This window comes from Flavobacterium sp. 5 (genome assembly GCF_002813295.1).
GTDB lineage: Bacteria > Bacteroidota > Bacteroidia > Flavobacteriales > Flavobacteriaceae > Flavobacterium.
Genome location: NZ_PHUE01000001.1, coordinates 3821726 through 3844283 on the forward strand (window position 1 = coordinate 3821726; position 22558 = coordinate 3844283).

Consider the following 22558-nt stretch of genomic DNA (forward strand, 5'->3'; position numbering starts at 1 on the left):
ACAAATTAAATATTATATTTTTGTTCAAAATAAAAGAAGAATGAAACGATTTTTGGGAATTTTATGTTGTGTATTTGCTTTTTCAGGTTGTGATGATGGAGATTTAGTAGTAGATACTATTGATTTTACTGAAGTAGCTACAAGTACTTGTGGAGAAGCTAATAATTTGATATTTAAATTAAAAGATGGTGAATCTTTGATAATAAATGTTCCTGATGGTACTTTTAAGATGCAGCCAACGGTTGAGCCTATTAAGTTACCTATCAATCCATTGAACCAAGTTGTGTATAATTTTTATGACGGAAAAGTATCTTCAAATAATATTTGTGCTTTGATTCCTCCCGCGACTCCCAATATAAAAACACAATGGAATGCTGCTTCTGGTGTTATTGAAATTACAACAGAAACTGTTAAAAAGTTTACTGAGGCCGATAATAGTACAAGAATAACAGGATATAAGCATAATATTATTTTCACAAATATCACTTTTACTAAGGGAGATGGAACCACTCAGTTTTATGAAGAGTTCATTTTTGGGGATTATTTACAAAATGTAACTACTTCATTACCATTTGCTTTTGATGAAAAATTAAATATTTGTGATGATAATGGGGTTGTATTCGAAATTAGTGCTAGTGAAACGTTTACACTTAATATTGACCCAGAATTAATTCTCAATGAAGATACACCTCCAGGTCAACCTAGAACTGGGGTTATAGGGGTAGTTAATAATAAACTGACTTACTGCTTGTTTAATAGTGTGGTGACTGATCAAACTTACTTCTGTCAATCTACACAGCCTGCATTGCCTACTGTTAAGGAAGAATGGACAGGAGTTCCAGGAGGCACTATTGAGGTTACTACAGTAACATCTGGACCTAATGTTTTTAAACATACAATAGTACTAAAAAGTGTAAGTCTTGCATCTGGTCTTAGCAATTTTCAATTGGGAGATAATTATTTATACGGAAACTTACAAACCGTTAAACCGTAAAGAGAAGTTATTCAATAATAAAAAAACGTCAATGCTAATACCATTGACGTTTTTTTATGGAATACAATTAGAGCTATTTATTTGTTTTGTTTAAAATATACTTCGGTAGCACCCTGACCATATTTTTGATAATTGGCTTCCTGAAAAACAATATTGTCATAGCGTCCTAAAAGAAAATCCAGTTCGGCTTTTAGTATACCTTCGCCTACGCCGTGAATAAAAACAATTTTCGGAATTCGGTTGCGGATGGCAAATTCAATGTGGCGTTGAGCAGTTTCCGCTTGCAGTGTCAAAATATCATAATTGGACATTCCGCGTTTATTGGGAACCAATTTTTCGATGTGTAAATCAAATTCGGGAACCGGTAATTCGTTTTTGTCTTTTTTCTCTTTGACAAAACTTCGTGGTTTTGGAATTTCCTTTTCCTTTTTTATTTCATTGATATTAATACCCTTGATTCCATCCATTAGGTTGGTTGATTCACCAATTTTAATGAGTTCGTTGGCTGCAAAATTCATCACAAAACCATCTTCAGTTTCGATAGTGACTACTTTATCTTTTACAGATAAAACCACACCATCAACCGCTTCATCCAGCACTGATACTTTATCTCCTTTATTGAACATCGTCTTCGTTATTATCTTCGTTTTTACTTGGAGTTTTGCTGCTTAAACGCATCATTCCCATCATGAAAATGACAATGGCAATCACCATTACATATACATTTTTATCGGCGCTTGTTTGTTCGTAGAACGCAACACCTATGGCCAAAGCCATTATCAGGATTACAATTTTTTTCATTATTTCATTTTCAGGCTTCAAAAATACTAAACTTTAGGAGAGTTTTGTTTAAAGCTGTTGGGATTTTCAAAATTCGTTTCTATGATTTACTATTTTCTTTGCTTTTGTCAATGTGGTTGTTTTGTTTTTCGAGAAAGATAAGTTTGTAGTATAACTGTCTGTAATAGAAATGTGATAATAATTTTGTAAAAAAAAAACATAAGCTCGCCTACCAAAACTAGAGGAGGACATACTGTAAAGGATAGGGAGGTATACAAAAAGTATAGTAGAGTATATAAAAACTATAGTTAACTATATAAATTGTATATCTAGTTATATAAAAAGCATGGTTGAGCCTACCAAAATGATAGCTATGCCATACTAAAACTATGGCTCGCCTTAATAATTTGTATGTACCACTTATTAAAACAGAAGGAGAGCCTATAAAAATGATAAGCGCGCTTATCAAAATCGAAGGTTAACCTATCAAAATGATATGCATCGCCTTCGATTTTGGTAGGCGCGCTTGTCTAATAAATAGGCTGTGCCTACAAAATTGATATGCGAGCCTTACTATTAGTATGGCCAAATACTTTGCATAAGTATTTGAGAGGAATGTTGATTAATCGCATTTGTTTTTGATTGCTATTGTTTGTGAGTTTGTTTCGCTCCTTGCAATGATTCTGTAAATGTTCTTAATAAACGTGATGCCCTAGCCCTGATAGTAGTGAAAATCCTTGTGGGCCGGCGTTCGGCCCACAAGATTGTAGCGGATAGCAGGAAATAGCTCCTAATTATTCTACTTTATTTATTCCAATCAATTTTTCGGGAAAAGTACATTACTGCTGCTAATATGCAGAATAAACCGATGCTTCCTACTAATAAAGCGTAGTTTTCTAATTGGATAATTACGTAGATAAAGGTGTATAATCCTGTGAGTGAGGCGGCGATAAATAGTGGGAATTTGCGCTCCTTAAGGATGGAAATCGAGTACAGGGATATCAATGTAATGACTGCAAATGCTGCGATTAGGTAGGCTTTCATGAAACTACTGTGCTCGGTGATGGAAATAAGTAGGGTGTAGAATAAAATGAGTGCTAAACCAATCATCGAATATTGAAAAATATGAATTTTGATTTTGCTAATTGATTGGATTAGAAAAAAGATTAAAAACGTTAATCCAATTACGAGAAAGCCATATTTTGAAGCTCTTTCGTTTTGTTGGTATTGGTTTACTGGAATTACAAAATCGACTCCAAATGCGTAGGTTTTTAAATCAGGAAGATTTTCAAAGAATTGTTGCGAAAAAGCTCTGTTGATGTGAAGGATTTTCCAATTGGCTGTAAAACCATTGGCATCGATTTTTTTGGTTTTATCATCAGGAAGAAAATTGCCTGTAAAACTCGGTGAACTCCAGTTGGATTGCATACTTAGTTGTGTGGTTTTGCCAATTGGGACCATTTTTATTTGTTTACTTCCGTTGTAAGTGATCTCAAAACCGAAGTTCGTTTTATCTGTTTTTAAAATAGTTTTTAAGTCTATAAAACCAGTTTCTAAGGCTTGTGTGGAATCGTTTGGATTATTGCTGTAAACGGGTTCGAAAGTAAATTTGGTTCCGCCAAGATTGATTTTTACTTCATTTTTGATGCTTTTTAGATTGGTAGTTTTGATTAGAATGGTGGCTTTGTTCCATTGAATAACTTCGGAAGGAATATTTACACTGCTAAAATCGGGTTGAATGTAATGTCCATCGAAATTCATTTTGGAACTATATACGACCGATTCGTAATTGTTACGGTTGAGTACTTTGGTGGTTACATTGGATTTGGCCTTTAAATCTTCGGGGAAGAAATAAGCGTATTTGGTAATCGCTTTTTGTTGTTTGACAGTTTCGTTGGTTTTCTGGTTGATTGATAATGTTTCTTCAAATGAAGTGTAAGGTACTTTCAATATAGGTCCATAGAAATAGACGCTTTCGCCCCATTTGTCATTGATTTCGGTGATGACTTCTTCTTGACGAGTTGAACGTTCAGTTATTAAGTTTTTGACAAATTCCAGAGGAATAAGCAATACGAAAGTTAATATTCCAACCATAATCATTTTGGCGGTATTGGATTGGAAGAATGGAGTCGGGGTTGGGTTTTGATTTTCTGTTGTTTCCATGTTTTTGTTATTAAAGGTTTTTGATTAAAAAATAGTGAAGAGATATACTATTGTAATTGGGATATTACATAATAGAAGAATGATTTTTAAGGCTAAATCTTTACGATCATCAGGTAAAATGATGCAAAGGAAAATGAGATACAATAGCATTATAGAATTGATGACGATTGCAAAAAGAACATAGCATAAACCAATGTATAATACCATACTTTCGTAAGGCATGGCTTTGAGTGTAAGCAGTAATAAAGTACCAATGATAAATGAGCCAATGGCTAATTCGTTTGAAAAAGCCCATTTTTGATATAATTTTGTTCGGTTTTGTGTTTCCATATTTTTGGTTTTTATAGTTAAAAGTTATAGTAGTTGAAGTGTTTTTAGAATGTTGAAATACAGGAATAGGGCAGGAATGTTGCTCAATAGAATTATAATTTTTTGCCCAATGTATTTTCGTTGTTGTGGTAAAATGTAAAAATGATGCAATAGATGAATAAGCATTATAGCATTGAGAGGTAATGCCATAATAATAAAGATGCATCCAATGATAAATACAAAAGAGGTATCCTGTAGCGTTAGAAAAAGAATAAAAAATAGTGTGCCAATTGTAAAACAGCCAAGGGCAAGTTCGGTAGAAGTTCTGCCTTCAAAAGGTTCTTCGTGGATAAAAGTAGTTTGCATAATTTGTTATTGGTTTATAGTTGAATAGATTTTTTTTAAGGAGTAAAACAAATAGATATAGACACCAAAATAAAAGGAGAATAGCAATGCATGAGTTGATGATATAGAGGTTAGTATTGCTTGGATTAGTTCGAGTGGATCGCTTATAATATCCCAACTGTTGTACCTGAGAATTCTACCTAAATAAATTCCTATACCACATAAAAAACAAATTGCAGGCATTATTAAATTGGCAATTAGGGAGGAAGCATAGATTTTTATTATGGTTTCAAATTCAATCAATGAAACGATGCCAAGTGTAAATCCAATGAGAGCATAGGAGCTTATGACAACCAAATCAAACCAAACTAAATGGTTGCTTGATTGTGATAAATGAATCAAATCAGTAAGAATGTAAAACGAATTTGGTAGAAAAAGAAGCCAAAGAAATAGTAGTGAAAGTGTTTTAATTTTACTTTTATGAATAGAAATTTTAGCTCTCAAATAGCTAATAAAAAAGTAAGGAATAAAGGCAAGAAACAGATTCCAGATTAAAAAGAAGAGATAAATAGTATTGGTTAATTTAGCTCGAATAACAAGTAAAATTAGACAGTACATTGTAAATAGAACCAAAACACTATTGATCTTTCGGTTGGTATTGAATAATTTGATTATGAGTTGCATAGTTTTAAGATTTTAAAATTTTGATTATTTAAAAGTACTTTGAATTTCAAAGTAAGTAGATAAAAAAATAGTTTATCGTTTCAGAATTAATTTTTCCAGAGCATTGATGTGTTCTTGGAATGCTTTACGTCCTTCTTTGGTTGTTTTGTAACTTGTATTTGGCTTTTTACCTATGAATTGTTTTTCGATAACAATGTAGCTTTCTAGTTCCAAGGCTTTGGTATGACTGGCTAGGTTACCATCAGTAACTCCTAATAATTCTTTCAAAGTACTAAAATCGGCCGATTCATTGACCATTAGAACCGACATGATTCCCAGTCGGATGCGATGGTCAAAAGCTTTATTGATATTTTGAATAATATTTTTCAAATCTTAGTAAGTATCTATTATGGTGGTAACTATTTTGGATTGTTCCAGGTTTGATGGTGCTACAACATTTTCTTCGAGCGGAATTTTAGCTCCATATCTTTCGGCTAGTATAGCTTGAACTCTAAGGTCTTTTAGATTAAAGTCTTTCAATTTTCGAAGCGGACACAATTCAATTCCAGCTCCATTTTTGTATATTTTCCAAATTAATTCGGAGCAATATTGTTTATCATCAGACCATTCAAAGTATAAATCATAGTCTTTGTTATTTAGTGTTTTTCCATATGCTTTCATTTTTTGCAATGTTTGCGTATTGAGTATTGTTGAAGCATTTTTTAATCGGGTAACTACAAAACGGTTTTCTTTTCCATGGGTTATCCACTCTTCGAGAGGGGTTAATTTCACGGGTTGTACCGCCTCAAAAACATATTTCTTGCCTTTTTCTATAAAAATGATTCCACAATGTGAAAACTTCGAGTTGGTCGCTATTCGAACTGCTTCACATTGCTTGGATTGAGAAGTTTGAAAAATCATATCCCCTTCTTGAATTTTAGTTAATAGATTTTCAGGTCGTTTACCAAACAGAATATTTCCAAACATGGAATTGGCAATGACCAAAGCACAGCCAAAACTCATTAGAAAGGTAATTATGGCAAAAAGATACTTTGTTTTTTTTAATGTCATTTTGTATTGGATTTTAATGGATTATCTATAAATCTCAATTTCTTTAGTTTCGATCATATTTAAAATACATCATGCTTCCATAAATAATATGACAAACTCCAAAACCTAATGCCCAAAATTCAAGTGCGTATCCAGAAAATTCGGTAGCCAAAAGCCCTAAAATGATGACAGTGATACCCAAATAACGTACATCTCTTAAGGTATATTTACTAGCATTTACACATGATAATCCATAGAAAATAAGTGTTACAGGAGCTATTAAACCGTAGCTTCCGTTTCGTAGTAATAACAAACCGAATATTCCTCCAGTAACTAATGGGATCATGAAATTGGTTAACAGTCTTTTGGAGGCTGAATTCCAAACTGTTTCGCCTTCTCTTTTCGCTTTACTAATAGTTAGCAAAAAAGCAGTTCCTAAAGATAAAACTAATACAATTAAAGCAGTTAACACAATCAATTTAAATGTAGTGCTTTCTAAAGTTATAATATGGTTACTGTCGTAGTTGTTATGAATTAATTCATGACCAATATAGGCCCCAATCAAAGCGTATACTCCAGCCATTATTCCAGCCAAACCACTCAAAGAGATAAACTGTGAGGATTTGTTCATCATGTTTTTGATGTCGCTAATATCTTGTAAATATTTATCTTCCATATATAAAGTACTTTGAATTACAAAGTAAATAATAAAATTCCTGATATGCAATACTATTTTTGATTATTTTTATGAGATGAGACTAACAGACGAATACATCTATCGCCAACCCGAAAAATATCAAGCAATTTTAATGCATTTGATTAGTGTTTTTAAAGGAGAAATTCCAGATTTGGAGATGTCTTTTAAATGGGGAATGCCTTATTTATATTATAAAAAAAGAATGTTTTGTTATCTTATTTCTAATTCTAAAAAAGGTTTTGTAGATGCAGGTTTTGCTAGAGGATTTCAATTAAAAAGAAATCAAGAATATTTGGTTGATGAAAAAAGAAATACTGTTAAGTCGCTTAGATATTATGATTTGGAAGAAATAGATAATGTTATTTTGATTGATGTCATAAAGGAAGCGGCAAAATTATATGTATAAAAAAAATCCCCCGAAGGAGATTTTAATTTTATACGATAAGAGTATTTTTATATTCTAAATATGCCACCAAAAGAAATGATGGTTTCGCCATACCAAAAATGATGTTGAGCATGATCGTCAGTATAAGTAGTTCTTACATCGGTCATGTTGATATAACCACCTTTTATTTCAGTTTGCATGTAAAAATGCTTGAAAAAAGTAAAGTTTAAACCTGCATCCGTTGAAAATCCGTAACCAGAAATATGAAATTCATCATGCCTTTCTTTTCCTAAAACAGTTGCATCTGTTCTTGGAACTAATATTCCCATACCAACTCCTTGAGTAAAATTTAGTTGAAAAATATCTGTATTTCTAATACCAAAAATAGAAGAAATGTCAACATAATGAGCAACTTCGGTAAAAACATAGTTTAATCCATTCGTGTGTTCAAACTTTAAAAATTTACCATCTGATAAATCTACGGGTTGGTTAATGTAAGTTCCGTTAAACTCAGAACCCACCTCGCTCGCGGGTAAATTAATATTTCCATTAATCATGGCTGTTTGATTTTGAGTCATCACATATTTCATATGATCGATCCCAATAGAAACATTAAATTTGTCATGAAAAAAATACCCAACTTTCCAGTTGGTTTGAGATGTAGTTAAACTTCCGGGTTTGATATAATCAATATTCCAACCTTTTGGGACATCATGTGATTGAGCGTTTTCTACAGTAAAATTGTATCCAGTCCCTTCAAAATGAATATCAGAAGTAGTGTAATAACTTCTATTTCCTCCCCAATGTGCAAAGAATTTACCTTTGTTGTGAGCAGTATATAATTCATTTGATGGAGTACTGTCTTGAGCCAAGGCATTAACAGTAATAAAAAGAGCTAAAAACGCAGTATATAAATAATTTGTTTTCAATGTGTTTAAATTTGATTAATAATTTTTTATTAAAGCAATAATTTCTCTTATACAAAAAATCTCCCGAAGGAGATTTTGATATTATGTAAGAGTATTTTATAATCTAAAAATACCTCCAAAAGCAATAATTCTTTGAAAAAAGAAGAAATCTTGTGAGGCTCTATCATCATTACTTTGTGTAGTTCTGATATCTTGCATGTTTATGTAGCCACCTTTTAGCTCTCCCTGAACATAGAAATATTTGAAAAATGTAAAATTAATTCCCGCTTTTGCAGATAAACCATATCCAGAAATGTGAAAATCATCATGACGAGGCATTCCTAACACAGTAGCATTTGTTTTTGGATATAAAAGTCCGGCTCCTAAACCTTCAGTTAAGTTAATCTGAACTTTATCAGTATTTGGTAATCTAAACAATTTCGAAATATCGTCATGTCTGGAAACCTCAGTATTGACGTAGTTTAAACCATCTGTATGTTCGTACATTAAAAAAGCAGTACCGTTTGGTTGAGGAATACCTTGATCATAACCACCTTCTTGAGCATTACTTTGAGACATATCTACAGGAGTGTTATTATAATCTCCGTTATATTTAGATCCAGATTGATCAGCAGGTAAATTAATATAACCAGTAACATTGGCCGTTTGAGTTTGGGTCATAACATACTTCATGTGATCCCAACCAATAGCAATACTATAATGGTCATTAATGAAATATCCCATTCTAAAGTTAGTTTGCGGAATTGTCATGTTAGCAGGATTAATATAATCAATATGCCAACCTTTTGGTTTGTCGTGAGCTTCCATATTATCAACGGTAAAGTTGTAATCTTTTCCTCTGAAGTTTACATCAGATTCAGTATAACTCTCTCTATTACCACCCCATGAAATGAAGAATTTACCTTTATTGTGTGCAGTAAATCTTTCTTTAATTGGCATGCTATCTTGTGCAAAAGTATTAACAGTAAGAAAAAGAACTAAAAGAGTAGTGTATAAAAATTTTGTTTTCAATGTATTAATTTTAATATTTTAGAATTGGTTGATGGTTTTTCTAATGGCAACCAATTTATTCATCAAAGGTTCAAAGTAATCAAGGTGCAACATATTAGCACCATCACTTTTAGCATTTGCAGGATCAAAATGAGTTTCAATGAAAATTCCATCTACACCAACAGCAATTCCAGCTTTGGCAACAGTTTCAATCATATCAGGTCTTCCTCCTGTAACTCCTGCAGTTTGATTTGGTTGTTGCAAAGAATGCGTAACATCCAAAACTGTAGTAGCGTATTGTTGCATCGTTGGAATACCTCGGTAATCTACTATCATATCTTGGTAGCCAAACATTGTACCACGATCCGTAACCATTACGCTTTGATTGTTGCAATCCAATACTTTTTGTACAGCATGTTTCATGCTTTCAGGACTCATGAATTGTCCCTTTTTCAAGTTTACTATTTTTCCGGTTTCAGCAGCAGCTACAACTAAATCAGTTTGACGAACAAGAAATGCTGGAATTTGCAAAACATCCACATATTGAGCAGCCATAGCAGCATCTTCATTGGTGTGGATATCAGTTACAGTTGGTACTCCAAAAGTTTTAGATACTTTTTCAAGTATTTTAAGTGCTTTTTCGTCACCAATTCCAGAGAAACTGTCAATTCTAGAACGATTCGCTTTTTTGAAAGATCCTTTAAAAACATAAGGGATTTGCAATTTATCAGTAATTTCAACCAATCGCTCAGCGATACGCATTGCCATTTCTTCGCCTTCAATGGCACATGGACCAGCTAGTAAAAAGAAGTTACCGCTCTCAGTATGTTTAATTTGAGGTATATTATGTATGTTCATATTTTGTTTTTTTTGAAAGTGCAAAGGTAACTTGAATTTGCGATTTCCGAATTAGATTTTGCAATTATTTTTATAAGTATCGAGCTTATAATTCGGAGCTATTCCGGTTATTCGTTACAACCTTTTTTGCAATACGCTTTTTTTCTAAGAATGTATAGGAGCTTCCGTTGGTCGCTCTATTCATTCAAGAAAAAAATAGCGTCTATAAAAAAAGGATTTTCACTGCTACCCGGGCTAGGACTGTTGGGTATATAATTATAATTTTTTCAAACTAAGACCAACAGGAACCATTAATTGACCTCTTTCATAAATGTTTAAATATAATATAACAGGTGCTTTTTGTCCTTCCCATTTTAATTCATATACATCCAGAAAACCTGCTCCCATTTCGCTATTTTTAGTTGGAAAAGGACAACAGTTTTCTAATTTAGTATACGTAATTTTTTCGCCTTTTGGCCCTGCCAAAGCATTCAAGAAATATTTTTGATTAATCGTATCATTTTTAGTGCCTCTATAAAATATATTTATTGGGTAATCTTTATTATAGCCATATTTTTTGTCTTTACTGTAGGCTGTAATTATAAAAGCATTGTTTTTTACAACAGGTACTGGAGCGTTATTGTCTACATTTTTTATTGATGATTTAATACTTCCGCATGAAGTTATAATAAGGAGTAAAGCAATAAAAGGAATTATTTTTTTCATTTTTTTAGAGTTAATTAGTATTCTAATGTAAAGGTTGAATTACTGTTTCAAAATTAATCAAATTGTAATTATCATTTGGTCTGATATTGAACTTTTATGATTCTAAATATTTTTACAAATGTAACATTTCTCACATAAGGAATGCTTTATCCTTTTTATATTTGCAATCAAAAACAAATAAATATGAATGTGATTTTTCAAACTTGGCCTTGGTATATTTCGGGCTTTTTAATAGGAATGGTAATGCTTACCTTGATTTATTTCGGAAAGAATTTCGGGATGTCAACCAATCTCCAATCGTTATGTTCTATGACAGGATTAGGAAAAAGAATTTCCTATTTTGATTTCGATTGGAAATCGCTTCGTTGGAATTTTGTAGTAGTGTTGGGTGCTATGGTCGGAGGTTTTATTGCAGTGCATTTTATGAGTGACCCTTCCAATGTGAATATAAATCCAAAAACAATTGCACAACTTTCTCAAATGGGAATTGAGGCACCTAATGGTCAATTAATGCCGAAAGCTTTATTTGGAGACCAAATTTGGCAATCGCCCAAAAGTATTTTGATACTTCTTGGAGGTGGTATTTTAATTGGTTTTGGAACACGTTATGCTGGCGGATGTACCTCTGGACATGCTATTTCAGGATTAAGTAATTTACAGTTACCATCTTTAAAAGCAGTAATTGGTTTCTTTGTTGGTGGATTGATTATGGCACATTTTTTATTACCCCTTATTTTTTAGATTATGAAAGTATTAAAATATTTTCTAGTAGGATTCCTTTTTGGAATTGTACTCACCAAGTCAGAAGCGGTTTCTTGGTACCGTATTTATGAAATGTTTCAATTTCAATCTTTTCATATGTATGGAATCATTGGAGTAGCTGTTGCAACAGGAATTCTTGGAGTTCAAATAATTAAAAGAAATAATATCAAGGACATCAAAGGTTTGCCTATTGAAATTATGGACAAAGAGAATAGTAATGCCAGATATTATATTGGAGGGATTTCCTTTGGTTTAGGTTGGGCTTTGGTAGGTTCTTGTCCAGGACCCATTTTTATATTGATAGGCGCAGGTTTTTTACCAGTAATTATTGTGCTTATTGGCGCATTGATTGGAACTATTATTTATGGCGCTTTAAAAAGTAAATTGCCTCATTAATAAAACTAAGTATTCAAAAAAAAGCATTTTCTATTTAGAAAATGCTTTTTTTTTGATTTAAAATCTTTATTTATTATTCAGTTTTAAAATTCCAGTTGCTATAAAATATTGTGCCATGCAATAGGTAATCATAATGTAAAATGAGGCATGTGTTATTGGTTCATAAAACTTATTGAAAGCCAAAATACTATCTGAGCTAACAAACAAAATTGCACCGAGTAAGATATAATTATTTGCAGGAATTGCCCATTCTAAACTTCCTTTGAATGCAATAAAAAGCATTGTGGTAATTACAATAGCATAGACTACAACAGGGATTGTTAAAGGACCCAGTTTTGGAAATAAAACAGAAATCATACAACTAAAATAAAAGAGTATAGCCAGAAAACCTATGAAGAAGACCTTTTTGTTAGTAATAGTTCTGGTTCTTTCTTGTTTACTGAATAGGATAATATAAACAATATGAGAAATAAGGAAAGCTACTAATCCGAAGATAAAATATAATTCGCCTTTGTCTGCAAACAATAGAATTATATCACCAATCCAGGAAAAAGTTAACGCAATTAAAAGTATTTTTTTGGTTGGAAAATTTTCTAAAATTGCGACTGTTGCTAATAAAATTGGTAACAATAATGGTTTCATAAAAAAGTCAAAGCCTTCTATATTAAAGAAAAGAATTGCTAAGTATAGTATGGTAAAACCAAGATAGATTTTGAGAAGTAAAGATGATTTCATAGGTTGTTTTAAGAGATGGTTATGGCTGCTTTTTCTGATTCAAAATTAGTATTTACAAAATAAACGGTAACTGAGAGAGATAAAATAAGGTACCCAATAATGATATAAGAAGCAAAAGGGAAAAGACTGTCGATGCCAAACCAATCTCCAACATAGGTAATAATTGCAATTCCAACCAGAAACCGAATTCCTTCCCAAAGCAATGAAATTTTTCGGGCATCCATTAATTCTGTGTAGCTGTAAACAGTCAGGAATATGAAAGCACCATAAATAAATACGTTTGGCAAGCCAATAATTGCAATGGAATTGTACATATAGGTAATAAGCAATAAAGTAATTATGGCTTGAAATAATGACCAATACATTAGAGAATTAGAATGTTGTGTGCCATATTTTTCGAACGCATATACATCGGTAATTTTGTCCACTGGATATTTTTCTTCGAAATCTTTTGGTCTCCATCCCGTTGGTTTAAACCAAATGGTAACTTTGTCTTTCCAGTTATCCGAACGCCATGCATCGGTAATTAATAACCACAAGTGCTGAAAATTAATTCGGAAAGGATTCCAAGTATGTGCAGGCCTTGTAATACCAAAAACAGGAGGGACCGAATCTAATTCTTCTTGAAAAGTACCAAAAATTTTATCCCAAATTATAAATATTTGAGAATGATTTCTATCCATATAAATTGGATTGATGGCATGATGAACCCGATGGTGAGATGGAGTTACAAGTATTTGTTCAAGAAACCCTATTTTTTTAATGTGTTTGGTGTGGTACCAAAATTGTAAAAATAAATGGATAGGAAGTGTTATAGCAATTACTTTTGGAGGAACACCTAATAGTGCAGCAGGAATTAATAAAAAAGTAAATAGATTGACGAAACTCGAAATTGGTTGACGCAAAGCACATGCCAAATTAAATTCTTCACTACTGTGGTGAATGGCATGTTTGTTCCATAGAAAATTAATTTGGTGTGACAATCTGTGACTCCAGTAGCCATAAAAATCGATAGCTATAAAGCCAATAATATAAGTCCAAATAATAGGTTGTAAATGTAATATAGCAAATTTTGTTTCAAACCATTCATAGGATATTACAGTAATACTAAGTCCAAGAACATCTTTGACAGAATTAACCATTCCTGAGCTTATACTAGAAACCGAATCCATATTAGGAGTGGTATTTTCTCCTTTATAATGGGCATATATTTTTTCGATTATAATTAAGATCAAAAAAATTGGCATAACAAAAACTAATATTTTACCGTATTCTTCCATATTAGGGGTATTTTTATTCAAATATATAATATTACTTGAAAATTATGCGAATAGCTGTGTTTATTTCACATGTTTGAAAAGGAATTATTTTAGTTTTGAAAAAAAGAATGTTTAACTATAAAACATAAAAAAGCCTATTTAAGATTGTACTTCTCAAATAGGCTCCACAAAAACTAATTTTTGGAAACGGTATTGTAATTTAGATTATTTCGGCACTTAATCCAGCTTCTAATAATCCAGTGCATTGTATTTTTAATTTGTCATATTCCCCAGTTTTTACAGTGCATTTTCCATTGAAATGAACTATAAGTGAACATTGTTCAGCCTGAATAGGAGTGTGATCACAAACACGAACTAAAGTATCAATAACATGGTCAAAAGTATTTACATCATCATTGTATACTATGATTTCATTGTTCATAGCAGTAACTTCCTGCTCTCTTCTTTTTTCTTTTACTTTTTCTATTGTACTCATGCTTTTAGGTTTTTGTACATTTATGATTTATAAAGAATTGTACTAATTTACGTATTTTAATGATACCCAGTTGTTTCTTTGTAGCTTTTTTACAAAAGTTAATCCTTTTTCGGTGCAAGAAGCATCGATATATTGAATGTCTTCTTCGTAAAAACCACTAAATAAAATAGTTCCTTTTGGGTTTAAACAGTCTACATAGTTTTGCATGTCATTCAACAAAATATTTCTGTTGATATTGGCTATGATTAAATCGTATTTTTTGTCTTTTAATAATGCAGCATCTCCTTCGTAAACGGTAATATGTTTACAATTATTGCGTTCGGCATTTTCAATAGAGTTCAAATAGCACCAGTTGTCAATATCGATCGCATCAATTGGTTGAGCACCTTTCATTTCGGCAAGTATTGCTAAAATAGCTGTTCCGCAACCCATATCTAATGTTTTCATTCCTGTAACATCTATTTCAAGTAAATGTTGAATCATCATGTGCGTAGTTTCGTGATGTCCTGTTCCAAAACTCATTTTTGGTTCAATCACGATATCATATTCTGCATTTGTTTTAGGATGAAATGGAGCGCGGACGTGACAATTTCCTTCGACATCAATAGGTTCAAAGTTTTTTTCCCATTCTTCGTTCCAGTTGACTTGTTCTATTTCTTCGTAACTATAATCGATTTTAAATTCTTCCGAATGTAGTATCTGAATGCCTTCTAGAATCATTTCATCCCAAAGATCCTTTTGTACAAAAGCAGAAATTCCTGTTTCAGTTTCAGTAAAGCTTTCAAATGCTTTTTCTCCTAGTTCAGCTATTAATATTTCAGACCCTAATTCTTTTGGTTCGATAGTAAAATGATACCCTATATAAATGTTTGACATGCTTGAATTTTTTGCAAAGGTAACAATATAGTACTCATTCCTTTTTTGAAATTTAATATATTTTAACGTAATGCGTATTATAATATGGAATAAGTGAATTTATAATAATAAGTTGAAAATGAATTGTTAGTATATTTTTATGTTGATCAGAAACTAGAATTCTATCTTTTTTTGTCCTTTTTTGGAATAAATTATATCTTTTTTTAGTGATATAAAATATGATTTTTATCATGTTTTTAAAAATATAACTACTTGAATTACAGATAATTAATGTGTAAAATATATGATTTTTGTTTTATATTTTTTTATATTTGCACTACTGTTTTGAGTGGATTTTAAGCAGTACTATTTTAATAATCAAATTAATAAAATCTATTATGAAAAAAGTTTTTATTTATACCGTAGCAGCATTGTTTCTTAATTTTTTTGGACAGGCGCAGGATATAAAACAAGCGAAAGATGCTATCGACGCCGAGCAATATGAAAAAGCAAAGAATATGTTGGAAACCATTACTTCCTTAAAACCTACAGATGGGTATGCAAAATTCCTTTTAGGCAATGTCTGTTTGTTTTTAGGGGATTATGAAGCAGCTAAAAATAATTTTAATGTTGGAATTACCTGTTCCTCCAAAGGAAATTTTGGTTATATAGGATTAGGAAATATTGCATTAGATAAAGGTGATGTTGTGGAAGCTGAAAGATATTTTGCATTAGCTACACAAAATAGTAGTAAAAGAGATTTAGAAGAAAAAGTATATATTGGTAAAGCTTATACATTTTCGGAAAATTATGATTACAAAAAAGCAATTGAAATTCTAAGTAAGTCAAGGGAGATTGATCCAGCCAATACAGATGTTTTATTAGCTTTGGCAGATGCTTATAAATTCAATAAAAAACAAAATGATTCATACGAATGTTATCGTGAAGCTTTTCGATTGGACAGTACTTTATTGAGAGCCAAAATGGGGTTAGGTACTTTAATTAAGAACGCACACAATTTTCCATCTGCATTAACTTCATTTGATGAAGTAATTGCTTTGAATCCTAATTATGGACCAGTTTATCGTGAGCTGGCAGAAACACAATATCTATGGGCATTAAATGATGCTAGAAATTATGATAGTCATATCTCAAAAGGATTAACTTTTTATGAAAAATATATGTCTTTAACAGACTATTCTTTGGATTCTCGTATGCGTCATGCTGATTTTCTTATTCTTGCCAAAGATTATAAAGCTCTTGAAACTGAAGCAAATCAAATGAGTAAATTAGATAATGTTAATCCAAGGATTTATCGTTATTTAGGGTATTCGGCTTATTATAATAATAATTTTGATACAGCCATAAATTCACTGACCTCTTTTGTGTCAGATCCTTCAAATCGAGTTATAGGCAGAGATTATTTCTATATTGGTGCTGGAAGATTATGCAAAGGATTAAATTCAGCTCCTATTGATAATGTATTAATTGACACTGGGATTTCTGATTTAAAAAAATCATTTGATATGACTCCTGCAGTTGCTGTTGAGCTTCCTGAACTGGCTAAGAAATTATATGATAAAAAAGTATATATTAAAGCAGCTTCTGTTTACGAAATTGCGATTGCTAATACAGAGACAAAGTCTTATTTGATGGATAATTTCTATTTTGCATCATCAGTTTATTGGTCTTATTATAATGCTGAAAATTTAAATGAGCAACAAATTGAGCTATTGAAAAAGGCGGATGCTTCTTTGGATATCGTTATTAAGGCTTCTCCATCCACACAAGATGCTTATCTATTTAAAGCTAGAATACAAGTCTTGCTTAAGAATGATACGCTTGTGGCTAAAAATTATGAAGATTTTATTACAGCAGCTAAAACGAAAAGTCCAGATGAATTTACTACCAAAGGAATGAAATCTAAATTAGTAGAAGCTTATAATAATTTGGGAATTATTTATGCGGCTAATGATAAACTGAAAGCAAAAGATAATTTTAATAAAACATTAGGCATTGATCCTGCCAATCAATATGCAGTAGATCAATTAAAAACATTGAAGTAGAGTTTGATTTATATTTGATTATTGATAAGCCAACGATTTGTGTCGTTGGCTTTTTTTTTGTGTTCTGAAAGAGTTTTTTTTTTAGAATAAAAGTTTGTTATTACCGCAAGAGGGATAGAAGCTAGCTATCAAAGCAGCGAGGATAGCCCGACTGTATATCAATTAAAGGGCGTATATGCGCAGTGAATTTTGCCCTTTTATTGAGTTGGGGTCTTGCCTAAATTAATTAATGAAGTGGTATATAGAAAAAGAGGTTATTTCAAATTTATTTTGAAATAACCTCTTTTAGTATTTTATTATTCAACTTAGAAGTTGAAAAATTAATTGTTTTAGATTGACGTTACAATTGTAATAAAATCTTTTGCATTAAGAGCAGCTCCACCAATAAGACCACCGTCTACGTCTGGTTTAGAGAAGATTTCTTTTGCATTGTCTGGTTTTACGCTTCCTCCATAAAGAATAGAAACATCTTCGGCTATATCGCTTCCAAATGCTTTGCGAACTGTCTCTCTAATGAATTCGTGCATGTCTTGTGCTTGTTCTGGCGAAGCAGTTTCACCAGTTCCAATAGCCCAAACTGGCTCATAAGCCAAAACGATTTTTTCCCAATCTTTAGCTTCAATGTGGAATAAACCATCTTTCAATTGGTTTTCAACGATATTAAAATGATTTCCAGATTGACGGTCTTTTAATTCTTCACCAAAACAGAAAATTACAGTCAAATCGTGTTTCAAAGCTGTATTTACTTTGCTTGCGATGATGGCATCGGTTTCATTGAAAATAGCTCTACGCTCAGAGTGACCTAAAATTACGTTGTTAACACCAATACTTTTAATCATATCTGCAGATATTTCGCCTGTAAAAGCACCACTTTCTGCTTGGTGTAAATTTTGTGCAGCAACTGCTATATTGGAGTGTGTTAAGTTTTCTACTGCCGAAACTAAATTTATAAATGTAGGTGCAACAATTACTTGTGCAGCAGTTTCAGCTGGAATTTGAGTTAATAATTCGTTTAATAGCTCTTTTGTTTGTGCAGCATTTTTATGCATTTTCCAGTTTCCTGCAACAATCTTCTTTCTCATTTTTGTAGTATTTATAGTTTTTGTGTAATTAATTTGTTTGTAATTTTTTTAGTGTTCCATTGATTTGCTCAAAGTCGGTTTCGATAGCACGATACACAACAATTTTTCCTGTTTTGTCTATAATGATATATCTAGGAATCCAATCTAAGTCGATTGCTTGTCCAAAAACACCTTTCATACCGTCATTTGCCATGAATTGCTGTCCACCTAATTCGTGTTTTTTAATACCAAGTTTCCATTTGTCAGCCGTTTTATCCATAGAGATAAATACATAAGAAACATCTGGATTGTTGGCTTGAAGTTCTTTTAGTTTTGGCATTGCTTTTACACAATCACCACACCAGGAGGCCCAAACTTCTATAACGGTAATTTTTCCTTTTTGTTTTTTTAGAATATCTTGAAACTTAACTTGTTTTCCGTTTGTGGCTAATAAAGTTTCAGAAAGCGCTGTTTTAGAGAATTCAGTTTTCTGAGCTTGAGTACAAGAAAATGATGCAAAAGCAATAATTAAAAGGGCAATTTTTTTCATTTAAATTAAGTTTTCACAAAGTTAACTAAAGAATTACAAATTAGGTAGGCAGTTTTTGGAATTTTAAGTTAAAAAACATCAAAAATTAGTACAATATCGTTATAGTTGATATTTTTTTTCTTGTATTTAATTTTAATTTAGAATTGTTAGTCAAAAAAAAACCTTGCAGTAAAATAATATTTCTGCAAGGCTAATTGTTATGCTTAAAAATGAAAACTAGAAAATTAAATCCTCTGTGTCATTATAATGCACTTTTTGTTTTACCGTTCCTTTTTCAAGAATTACAAAACTTGGATTTGCTCTTTCAATGGTTTTTAACGGAATAGCATCGCAGAAATAAAAGTCAAAAGTGATTCCATATTGTTTTTTGATTGTTGCAATTTCTTCAGGAGCTGAAGCTGTCATTCCGATCACTTTATATCCTTTTGCAGCAGCTTTTTTACTAACTAACTCCATTTTTGCAAGCCCATCCGCATTAGCCAGAGCCAAATCATAGGCAACAATCATAAGTAATTTAGGTTCTTGGAGTAACTCTTCTTTATAATCAGATCCGTCTTTTTCCATGACAAAATCATGAATAGGAGGAACGTAACCTTCGGTAATTACTTTGTCTTTTCTATCTACAAAAGTGGCACCGGCTGGAATATTAGCCAGATCTTTTTCTGAAAATTCTTTATCGACACCATTTACTTTGTAGATAAAAATCATTTCAACTACAGATTTTGGAGCACCTTCTGGGATCTCCATTCCTTTTTGTATGTTATTACCAACTTTGTATGCTCTAAAATCTTTTAACGGCAAATGGTTGATAACCCAATACCCCATAAAACCACACAATAAAACGGTTATTACCGCAAGACTATTTTGTGTTCTATTAGAAAAAAGCGGTTTTACCAGTTTCATATTAATAAACAAAATCAATATGAAGAATAATAAAACAACGTCTTTTGTAAAGGATTGCCAAGGAGTAAGATGTAAGGCATCTCCAAAACAACCACAATCTTTTACCACATCAAAATAAGCAGAATAAAAGGTTAGGAAAGTGAATTTGATAATCAAAAGCAATAAAAGCCAAATTGTCAATTTTGATTTGAAACCAATAAGTAACATTACACCCAAAACCACTTCTAAGATGACTATAAATAAGGCTATAGCCAAAGAAAATGGAACAAAGAAAGGCATGTTAAAAACTGGTTCGCTAAAGTATTCAGCTAGTTTATAAGAGAAACCAACAGGATCATTTAGTTTTATTAGGCCTGAGATTATGAACAAGACTCCAACAAAAATTCTGGAGAATTGGGTGATAACATTTTTCATTTTGGGGTTTGTTTTATAGTTTTAAATACTTCAAAGAAGTGTTTTGAATTTATTTTTTGTCCATCAAAATCAAAGCAAAAATGGAATAGTTAATCATGTCCTGATAATTGGCATCAATTCCTTCGGATACTATCGTTTTTCCTTTATTGTCTTCGATTTGTTTAACACGAAGTAATTTTTGTAAAATCAAATCCGTTAATGAGCTAATACGCATTTCACGCCATGCTTCTCCATAATCATGGTTTTTGTTTTCCATTAATTCTTTGGTCAAAGCGACTTTGGCATCATATAATTGAGTTGCTTTTTGAGTATCTAAATCGGGTTGTTCTACTACGCCTAATTCCAATTGAATTAGTGCCATAATCGAATAATTAATTATTCCAATGAATTCTCCACTTTCACCTTCGTCTACTTTTCGGATTTCATTTTCTTGTAAACTTCTTATTCTTTGTGCTTTTATGAAGATTTGATCAGTAAGAGAAGGAAGTCTCAAAATACGCCAGGCACTGCCGTAGTCTTTCATTTTATTGATAAATAGAGTGCGGCAAACAGTAATTACGCCGTCATATTCTTGTGAAGTTTTCTTCATTATTGATGTATATTTGTATAAAATTGCTTCAAAAATAAGAATAAAATTTAAAAGGTTTAAGGTTTAAAGTCTAAAGTTGTTCGAATTGTCGGATGACGATTTTAAAGAACTTTAAACTTTAAATAAAGCAAACTTTAAACAAAAATATGAACTGTAAAGGACAACTGATCGATTTATCTACTCCAAAAGTAATGGGGATTTTGAATATTACTCCGAATTCTTTTTTTGATGGCGGAAAATATAAAAATGAAAATGAACTATTAGAACGAGTTGATAAAATGCTTGGTGAAGGTGCTACTTTTATTGATGTAGGAGCATATTCAAGTAAACCCAATGCTGAGTTTGTTTCTGAGGAAGAAGAGATTTCGAGAATAATTCCCGTGGTGAATTTGCTGCAAAAGCATTTTCCAGATATTATATTGTCTATTGATACTTTTCGTGCAGGAGTGGCAAAGACTTGTATCGAAAATGGAGCAGCAATTATCAATGATATTTCGGCGGGAAAACTAGATGATAAAATGTTGGAGATCATTGCTAAATTTCAGGTGCCTTACATTATGATGCACATGAAAGGAACGCCACAAACCATGCAGACTTTTACTCAATATGATGATATTATAAAAGAGATGTTGTTTTATTTTTCGGAACGAGTTGCAGCTGCGAGAGCTCTTGGAATAAATGATATACTTGTTGATCCTGGTTTTGGTTTTGCTAAAACTTTGGAACAAAATTTTGAAGTCATGCAAAAATTAGAATTGTTTCAAATGCTTAAATTGCCTTTGCTGATTGGAATTTCTAGAAAATCTATGATTTATAAAACGCTTGATATAAATGCTGAAATGGCATTAAATGGAACCACTGTTTTGAATACAATTGCTTTGACCAAAGGAGCAAAAATTCTGAGAGTTCATGATGTAAAAGAGGCCGTAGAATGTATTCAGTTGTTTAATGAAATAAATTGAAAAGTATGAAATATTTATTTGGAATTATATTGTTGTTGTGTATTTCTTGTGGTAATAAAGAAGAAGTTTTGTTGCCAAAAGCAGATCGAACTATTGTGAAAGAAGTGGTAGATCTTTCGCCAATTTATATTTTTTTTAGAGTAAAAGGAAAAGATACATTGGCAGAAGTAAATAGAAAAAACAGTATTATTACGACCAATTGGATATTGAATATTGACAAACGTTTGCCGTTGCGGTTGGTAATTCCAGAAGTAATGAAACTGCAACAAAGAAAACGCGAGGAAAAGGAGCATAAAAACGAAAATGCACTTAATTATTACTCATATGCAGATTCGATTGGAAAGAATCTTGCTTTTCTACCTTTCACGAAAGTGTATTATAAATTGGAGAAACCTAAGAAAGGATTAAATCTTCTTTTTGATAAACATGGAAAAATATTTTTAGATGGAGTTTTGATTGAAAGTAATCAAATTCAAAAATATATTAATAACACGAACGAAACAAGTCTAGATGTTTCATATTGTTTTGATAAAAATATGTCTTTTGATAATTATATTAAAGCTAAAATTATTTTAGAAAGTATTGAGTTAAAATTTGTGACTCCAAATGAGTTTATTTATTAAATTACAGTAAACTGATTAC

The 22558-nt window shown here is 31.7% G+C and carries 28 protein-coding genes; 7 read left to right on the top strand and 21 right to left on the bottom strand.

The annotated features are described in order from the left end of the window. Positions 1 to 40 precede the first annotated feature (40 nt). Positions 41 to 994 (top strand): hypothetical protein, encoded by a 954-nt coding sequence (locus CLU82_RS15925; RefSeq protein ID WP_100844017.1) that lies wholly within the window; start codon positions 41 to 43, stop codon positions 992 to 994. Positions 995 to 1071: 77 nt separating this feature from the next. Here CLU82_RS15925 and CLU82_RS15930 read toward each other — a convergent pair whose 3' ends face one another. From CLU82_RS15930 to CLU82_RS15970, 9 genes are all read right to left on the bottom strand, one after another. Then, positions 1072 to 1620, bottom strand: a complete 549-nt coding sequence (locus tag CLU82_RS15930) for a Smr/MutS family protein (protein WP_100844018.1) — start codon at positions 1618 to 1620, stop codon at positions 1072 to 1074. Beyond that, positions 1610 to 1816 (bottom strand): hypothetical protein, encoded by a 207-nt coding sequence (locus CLU82_RS15935; RefSeq protein WP_232735257.1) that lies wholly within the window; start codon positions 1814 to 1816, stop codon positions 1610 to 1612. The genes CLU82_RS15930 and CLU82_RS15935 overlap by 11 nt, the downstream gene beginning before the upstream one ends. A gap of 762 nt (positions 1817 to 2578) precedes the next feature. Continuing rightward, positions 2579 to 3937: a cell envelope integrity protein CreD gene (gene creD, locus CLU82_RS15940; RefSeq protein ID WP_100844020.1), complete on the bottom strand. Its 1359-nt coding sequence runs from the start codon at positions 3935 to 3937 to the stop codon at positions 2579 to 2581. A 24-nt stretch (positions 3938 to 3961) separates the two neighbouring features. Then, the gene (locus CLU82_RS15945) at positions 3962 to 4267 is read right to left on the bottom strand and encodes a hypothetical protein (RefSeq protein ID WP_100844021.1); all 306 of its coding nucleotides are present in this window, start codon (positions 4265 to 4267) and stop codon (positions 3962 to 3964) included. 24 nt (positions 4268 to 4291) lie between these two features. Next, positions 4292 to 4612 carry a hypothetical protein gene (locus CLU82_RS15950; RefSeq protein ID WP_100844022.1) on the bottom strand — a complete coding sequence of 107 codons (321 nt, stop codon included), beginning with the start codon at positions 4610 to 4612 and terminating at the stop codon, positions 4292 to 4294. A gap of 6 nt (positions 4613 to 4618) precedes the next feature. Then, positions 4619 to 5275 carry a DUF1361 domain-containing protein gene (locus tag CLU82_RS21165; protein WP_100844023.1) on the bottom strand — a complete coding sequence of 219 codons (657 nt, stop codon included), beginning with the start codon at positions 5273 to 5275 and terminating at the stop codon, positions 4619 to 4621. A gap of 72 nt (positions 5276 to 5347) precedes the next feature. Further along, a complete protein-coding gene (locus CLU82_RS15960) occupies positions 5348 to 5644 on the bottom strand; it encodes a transcriptional regulator (protein WP_100844024.1) in 297 nt (98 codons plus the stop codon). A gap of 3 nt (positions 5645 to 5647) precedes the next feature. After that, a complete protein-coding gene (locus tag CLU82_RS15965; protein ID WP_100844025.1) occupies positions 5648 to 6325 on the bottom strand; it encodes a YiiX family permuted papain-like enzyme in 678 nt (225 codons plus the stop codon). Positions 6326 to 6368: 43 nt separating this feature from the next. Beyond that, entirely contained in the window at positions 6369 to 6980 is a 612-nt protein-coding gene (locus tag CLU82_RS15970) for a hypothetical protein (protein WP_100844026.1), read from the bottom strand. 76 nt (positions 6981 to 7056) lie between these two features. Here CLU82_RS15970 and CLU82_RS15975 point away from each other — a divergent pair, with 76 nt between their 5' ends. Beyond that, a complete protein-coding gene (locus CLU82_RS15975) occupies positions 7057 to 7407 on the top strand; it encodes a DUF1801 domain-containing protein (protein ID WP_100844027.1) in 351 nt (116 codons plus the stop codon). Between the two features lie 47 nt (positions 7408 to 7454). Here CLU82_RS15975 and CLU82_RS15980 read toward each other — a convergent pair whose 3' ends face one another. The 4 genes from CLU82_RS15980 to CLU82_RS15995 all read right to left on the bottom strand — a co-directional run bounded on the left by CLU82_RS15980 (position 7455) and on the right by CLU82_RS15995 (position 10868). Next, the gene (locus tag CLU82_RS15980; RefSeq protein WP_100844028.1) at positions 7455 to 8315 is read right to left on the bottom strand and encodes a hypothetical protein; all 861 of its coding nucleotides are present in this window, start codon (positions 8313 to 8315) and stop codon (positions 7455 to 7457) included. A 96-nt stretch (positions 8316 to 8411) separates the two neighbouring features. Next, positions 8412 to 9326, bottom strand: coding sequence for a hypothetical protein (locus tag CLU82_RS15985; protein WP_100844029.1), 915 nt, complete (start codon positions 9324 to 9326; stop codon positions 8412 to 8414). An 18-nt stretch (positions 9327 to 9344) separates the two neighbouring features. Further along, positions 9345 to 10163 carry a 3-deoxy-8-phosphooctulonate synthase gene (gene kdsA / locus CLU82_RS15990; RefSeq protein WP_100844030.1) on the bottom strand — a complete coding sequence of 273 codons (819 nt, stop codon included), beginning with the start codon at positions 10161 to 10163 and terminating at the stop codon, positions 9345 to 9347. Between the two features lie 255 nt (positions 10164 to 10418). Beyond that, positions 10419 to 10868, bottom strand: a complete 450-nt coding sequence (locus tag CLU82_RS15995; protein ID WP_100844031.1) for a 2-dehydro-3-deoxyphosphooctonate aldolase — start codon at positions 10866 to 10868, stop codon at positions 10419 to 10421. 183 nt (positions 10869 to 11051) lie between these two features. Here CLU82_RS15995 and CLU82_RS16000 point away from each other — a divergent pair, with 183 nt between their 5' ends. Further along, on the top strand, positions 11052 to 11609 hold the full coding sequence (locus CLU82_RS16000) for a YeeE/YedE family protein (protein ID WP_100844032.1): 558 nt from the start codon (positions 11052 to 11054) through the stop codon (positions 11607 to 11609). 3 nt (positions 11610 to 11612) lie between these two features. Next, positions 11613 to 12026 carry a DUF6691 family protein gene (locus CLU82_RS16005; protein WP_100844033.1) on the top strand — a complete coding sequence of 138 codons (414 nt, stop codon included), beginning with the start codon at positions 11613 to 11615 and terminating at the stop codon, positions 12024 to 12026. A 66-nt stretch (positions 12027 to 12092) separates the two neighbouring features. Here CLU82_RS16005 and CLU82_RS16010 read toward each other — a convergent pair whose 3' ends face one another. The 4 genes from CLU82_RS16010 to prmA all read right to left on the bottom strand — a co-directional run bounded on the left by CLU82_RS16010 (position 12093) and on the right by prmA (position 15392). Continuing rightward, a complete protein-coding gene (locus tag CLU82_RS16010; RefSeq protein ID WP_100844034.1) occupies positions 12093 to 12761 on the bottom strand; it encodes a lysoplasmalogenase in 669 nt (222 codons plus the stop codon). Positions 12762 to 12769: 8 nt separating this feature from the next. Next, a complete protein-coding gene (locus tag CLU82_RS16015; protein ID WP_100844035.1) occupies positions 12770 to 14041 on the bottom strand; it encodes a sterol desaturase family protein in 1272 nt (423 codons plus the stop codon). A 199-nt stretch (positions 14042 to 14240) separates the two neighbouring features. Beyond that, positions 14241 to 14516, bottom strand: coding sequence for an ATP-dependent Clp protease adaptor ClpS (locus CLU82_RS16020; protein WP_100844036.1), 276 nt, complete (start codon positions 14514 to 14516; stop codon positions 14241 to 14243). A gap of 42 nt (positions 14517 to 14558) precedes the next feature. Then, positions 14559 to 15392 (bottom strand): 50S ribosomal protein L11 methyltransferase, encoded by an 834-nt coding sequence (gene prmA / locus CLU82_RS16025; protein ID WP_100844037.1) that lies wholly within the window; start codon positions 15390 to 15392, stop codon positions 14559 to 14561. Between the two features lie 377 nt (positions 15393 to 15769). On the opposite strand from prmA, the gene CLU82_RS16030 reads away from it, so the two are divergent. Then, on the top strand, positions 15770 to 17437 hold the full coding sequence (locus tag CLU82_RS16030; protein WP_100844038.1) for a lipopolysaccharide assembly protein LapB: 1668 nt from the start codon (positions 15770 to 15772) through the stop codon (positions 17435 to 17437). Positions 17438 to 17766: 329 nt separating this feature from the next. Here the strand turns inward: CLU82_RS16030 and tpiA are convergent, their stop codons facing one another. From tpiA to CLU82_RS16050, 4 genes are all read right to left on the bottom strand, one after another. Beyond that, the gene (gene tpiA, locus CLU82_RS16035) at positions 17767 to 18519 is read right to left on the bottom strand and encodes a triose-phosphate isomerase (protein WP_100844039.1); all 753 of its coding nucleotides are present in this window, start codon (positions 18517 to 18519) and stop codon (positions 17767 to 17769) included. A gap of 28 nt (positions 18520 to 18547) precedes the next feature. Further along, the gene (locus CLU82_RS16040) at positions 18548 to 19048 is read right to left on the bottom strand and encodes a TlpA disulfide reductase family protein (protein ID WP_100844040.1); all 501 of its coding nucleotides are present in this window, start codon (positions 19046 to 19048) and stop codon (positions 18548 to 18550) included. 216 nt (positions 19049 to 19264) lie between these two features. Next, a complete protein-coding gene (locus CLU82_RS16045) occupies positions 19265 to 20365 on the bottom strand; it encodes a BT_3928 family protein (protein WP_100844041.1) in 1101 nt (366 codons plus the stop codon). Between the two features lie 49 nt (positions 20366 to 20414). Next, positions 20415 to 20954 (bottom strand): DUF1599 domain-containing protein, encoded by a 540-nt coding sequence (locus tag CLU82_RS16050; protein WP_100844042.1) that lies wholly within the window; start codon positions 20952 to 20954, stop codon positions 20415 to 20417. Between the two features lie 146 nt (positions 20955 to 21100). Between CLU82_RS16050 and folP the strand changes: the two genes are divergently transcribed. Both folP and CLU82_RS16060 read left to right on the top strand, forming a co-directional pair. Then, positions 21101 to 21916 carry a dihydropteroate synthase gene (folP, locus tag CLU82_RS16055; protein ID WP_232735258.1) on the top strand — a complete coding sequence of 272 codons (816 nt, stop codon included), beginning with the start codon at positions 21101 to 21103 and terminating at the stop codon, positions 21914 to 21916. Positions 21917 to 21921: 5 nt separating this feature from the next. After that, positions 21922 to 22539 (top strand): hypothetical protein, encoded by a 618-nt coding sequence (locus CLU82_RS16060; RefSeq protein ID WP_100844043.1) that lies wholly within the window; start codon positions 21922 to 21924, stop codon positions 22537 to 22539. The last annotated feature ends 19 nt before the right edge of the window (positions 22540 to 22558 follow it).

Bases quoted from the DNA above. Each gene is read 5' to 3' on its own strand.
- CLU82_RS15970 (WP_100844026.1), bottom strand. From the start codon at position 6,980: ATGGAAGATAAATATTTACAAGATATTAGCGACATCAAAAACATGATG.
- CLU82_RS16050 (WP_100844042.1), bottom strand. From the start codon at position 20,954: ATGAAGAAAACTTCACAAGAATATGACGGCGTAATTACTGTTTGCCGC.
- CLU82_RS16045 (WP_100844041.1), bottom strand. From the start codon at position 20,365: ATGAAAAATGTTATCACCCAATTCTCCAGAATTTTTGTTGGAGTCTTG.
- CLU82_RS16030 (WP_100844038.1), top strand. From the start codon at position 15,770: ATGAAAAAAGTTTTTATTTATACCGTAGCAGCATTGTTTCTTAATTTT.
- CLU82_RS15965 (WP_100844025.1), bottom strand. From the start codon at position 6,325: ATGACATTAAAAAAAACAAAGTATCTTTTTGCCATAATTACCTTTCTA.
- CLU82_RS16060 (WP_100844043.1), top strand. From the start codon at position 21,922: ATGAAATATTTATTTGGAATTATATTGTTGTTGTGTATTTCTTGTGGT.
- CLU82_RS16040 (WP_100844040.1), bottom strand. From the start codon at position 19,048: ATGAAAAAAATTGCCCTTTTAATTATTGCTTTTGCATCATTTTCTTGT.
- kdsA (WP_100844030.1), bottom strand. From the start codon at position 10,163: ATGAACATACATAATATACCTCAAATTAAACATACTGAGAGCGGTAAC.
- CLU82_RS15950 (WP_100844022.1), bottom strand. From the start codon at position 4,612: ATGCAAACTACTTTTATCCACGAAGAACCTTTTGAAGGCAGAACTTCT.
- CLU82_RS15975 (WP_100844027.1), top strand. From the start codon at position 7,057: ATGAGACTAACAGACGAATACATCTATCGCCAACCCGAAAAATATCAA.
- CLU82_RS16010 (WP_100844034.1), bottom strand. From the start codon at position 12,761: ATGAAATCATCTTTACTTCTCAAAATCTATCTTGGTTTTACCATACTA.
- CLU82_RS16005 (WP_100844033.1), top strand. From the start codon at position 11,613: ATGAAAGTATTAAAATATTTTCTAGTAGGATTCCTTTTTGGAATTGTA.
- CLU82_RS15925 (WP_100844017.1), top strand. From the start codon at position 41: ATGAAACGATTTTTGGGAATTTTATGTTGTGTATTTGCTTTTTCAGGT.
- creD (WP_100844020.1), bottom strand. From the start codon at position 3,937: ATGGAAACAACAGAAAATCAAAACCCAACCCCGACTCCATTCTTCCAA.
- CLU82_RS21165 (WP_100844023.1), bottom strand. From the start codon at position 5,275: ATGCAACTCATAATCAAATTATTCAATACCAACCGAAAGATCAATAGT.
- CLU82_RS16015 (WP_100844035.1), bottom strand. From the start codon at position 14,041: ATGGAAGAATACGGTAAAATATTAGTTTTTGTTATGCCAATTTTTTTG.
- folP (WP_232735258.1), top strand. From the start codon at position 21,101: ATGAACTGTAAAGGACAACTGATCGATTTATCTACTCCAAAAGTAATG.
- CLU82_RS16000 (WP_100844032.1), top strand. From the start codon at position 11,052: ATGAATGTGATTTTTCAAACTTGGCCTTGGTATATTTCGGGCTTTTTA.
- tpiA (WP_100844039.1), bottom strand. From the start codon at position 18,519: ATGAGAAAGAAGATTGTTGCAGGAAACTGGAAAATGCATAAAAATGCT.
- CLU82_RS16020 (WP_100844036.1), bottom strand. From the start codon at position 14,516: ATGAGTACAATAGAAAAAGTAAAAGAAAAAAGAAGAGAGCAGGAAGTT.
- CLU82_RS15995 (WP_100844031.1), bottom strand. From the start codon at position 10,868: ATGAAAAAAATAATTCCTTTTATTGCTTTACTCCTTATTATAACTTCA.
- CLU82_RS15945 (WP_100844021.1), bottom strand. From the start codon at position 4,267: ATGGAAACACAAAACCGAACAAAATTATATCAAAAATGGGCTTTTTCA.
- prmA (WP_100844037.1), bottom strand. From the start codon at position 15,392: ATGTCAAACATTTATATAGGGTATCATTTTACTATCGAACCAAAAGAA.
- CLU82_RS15930 (WP_100844018.1), bottom strand. From the start codon at position 1,620: ATGTTCAATAAAGGAGATAAAGTATCAGTGCTGGATGAAGCGGTTGAT.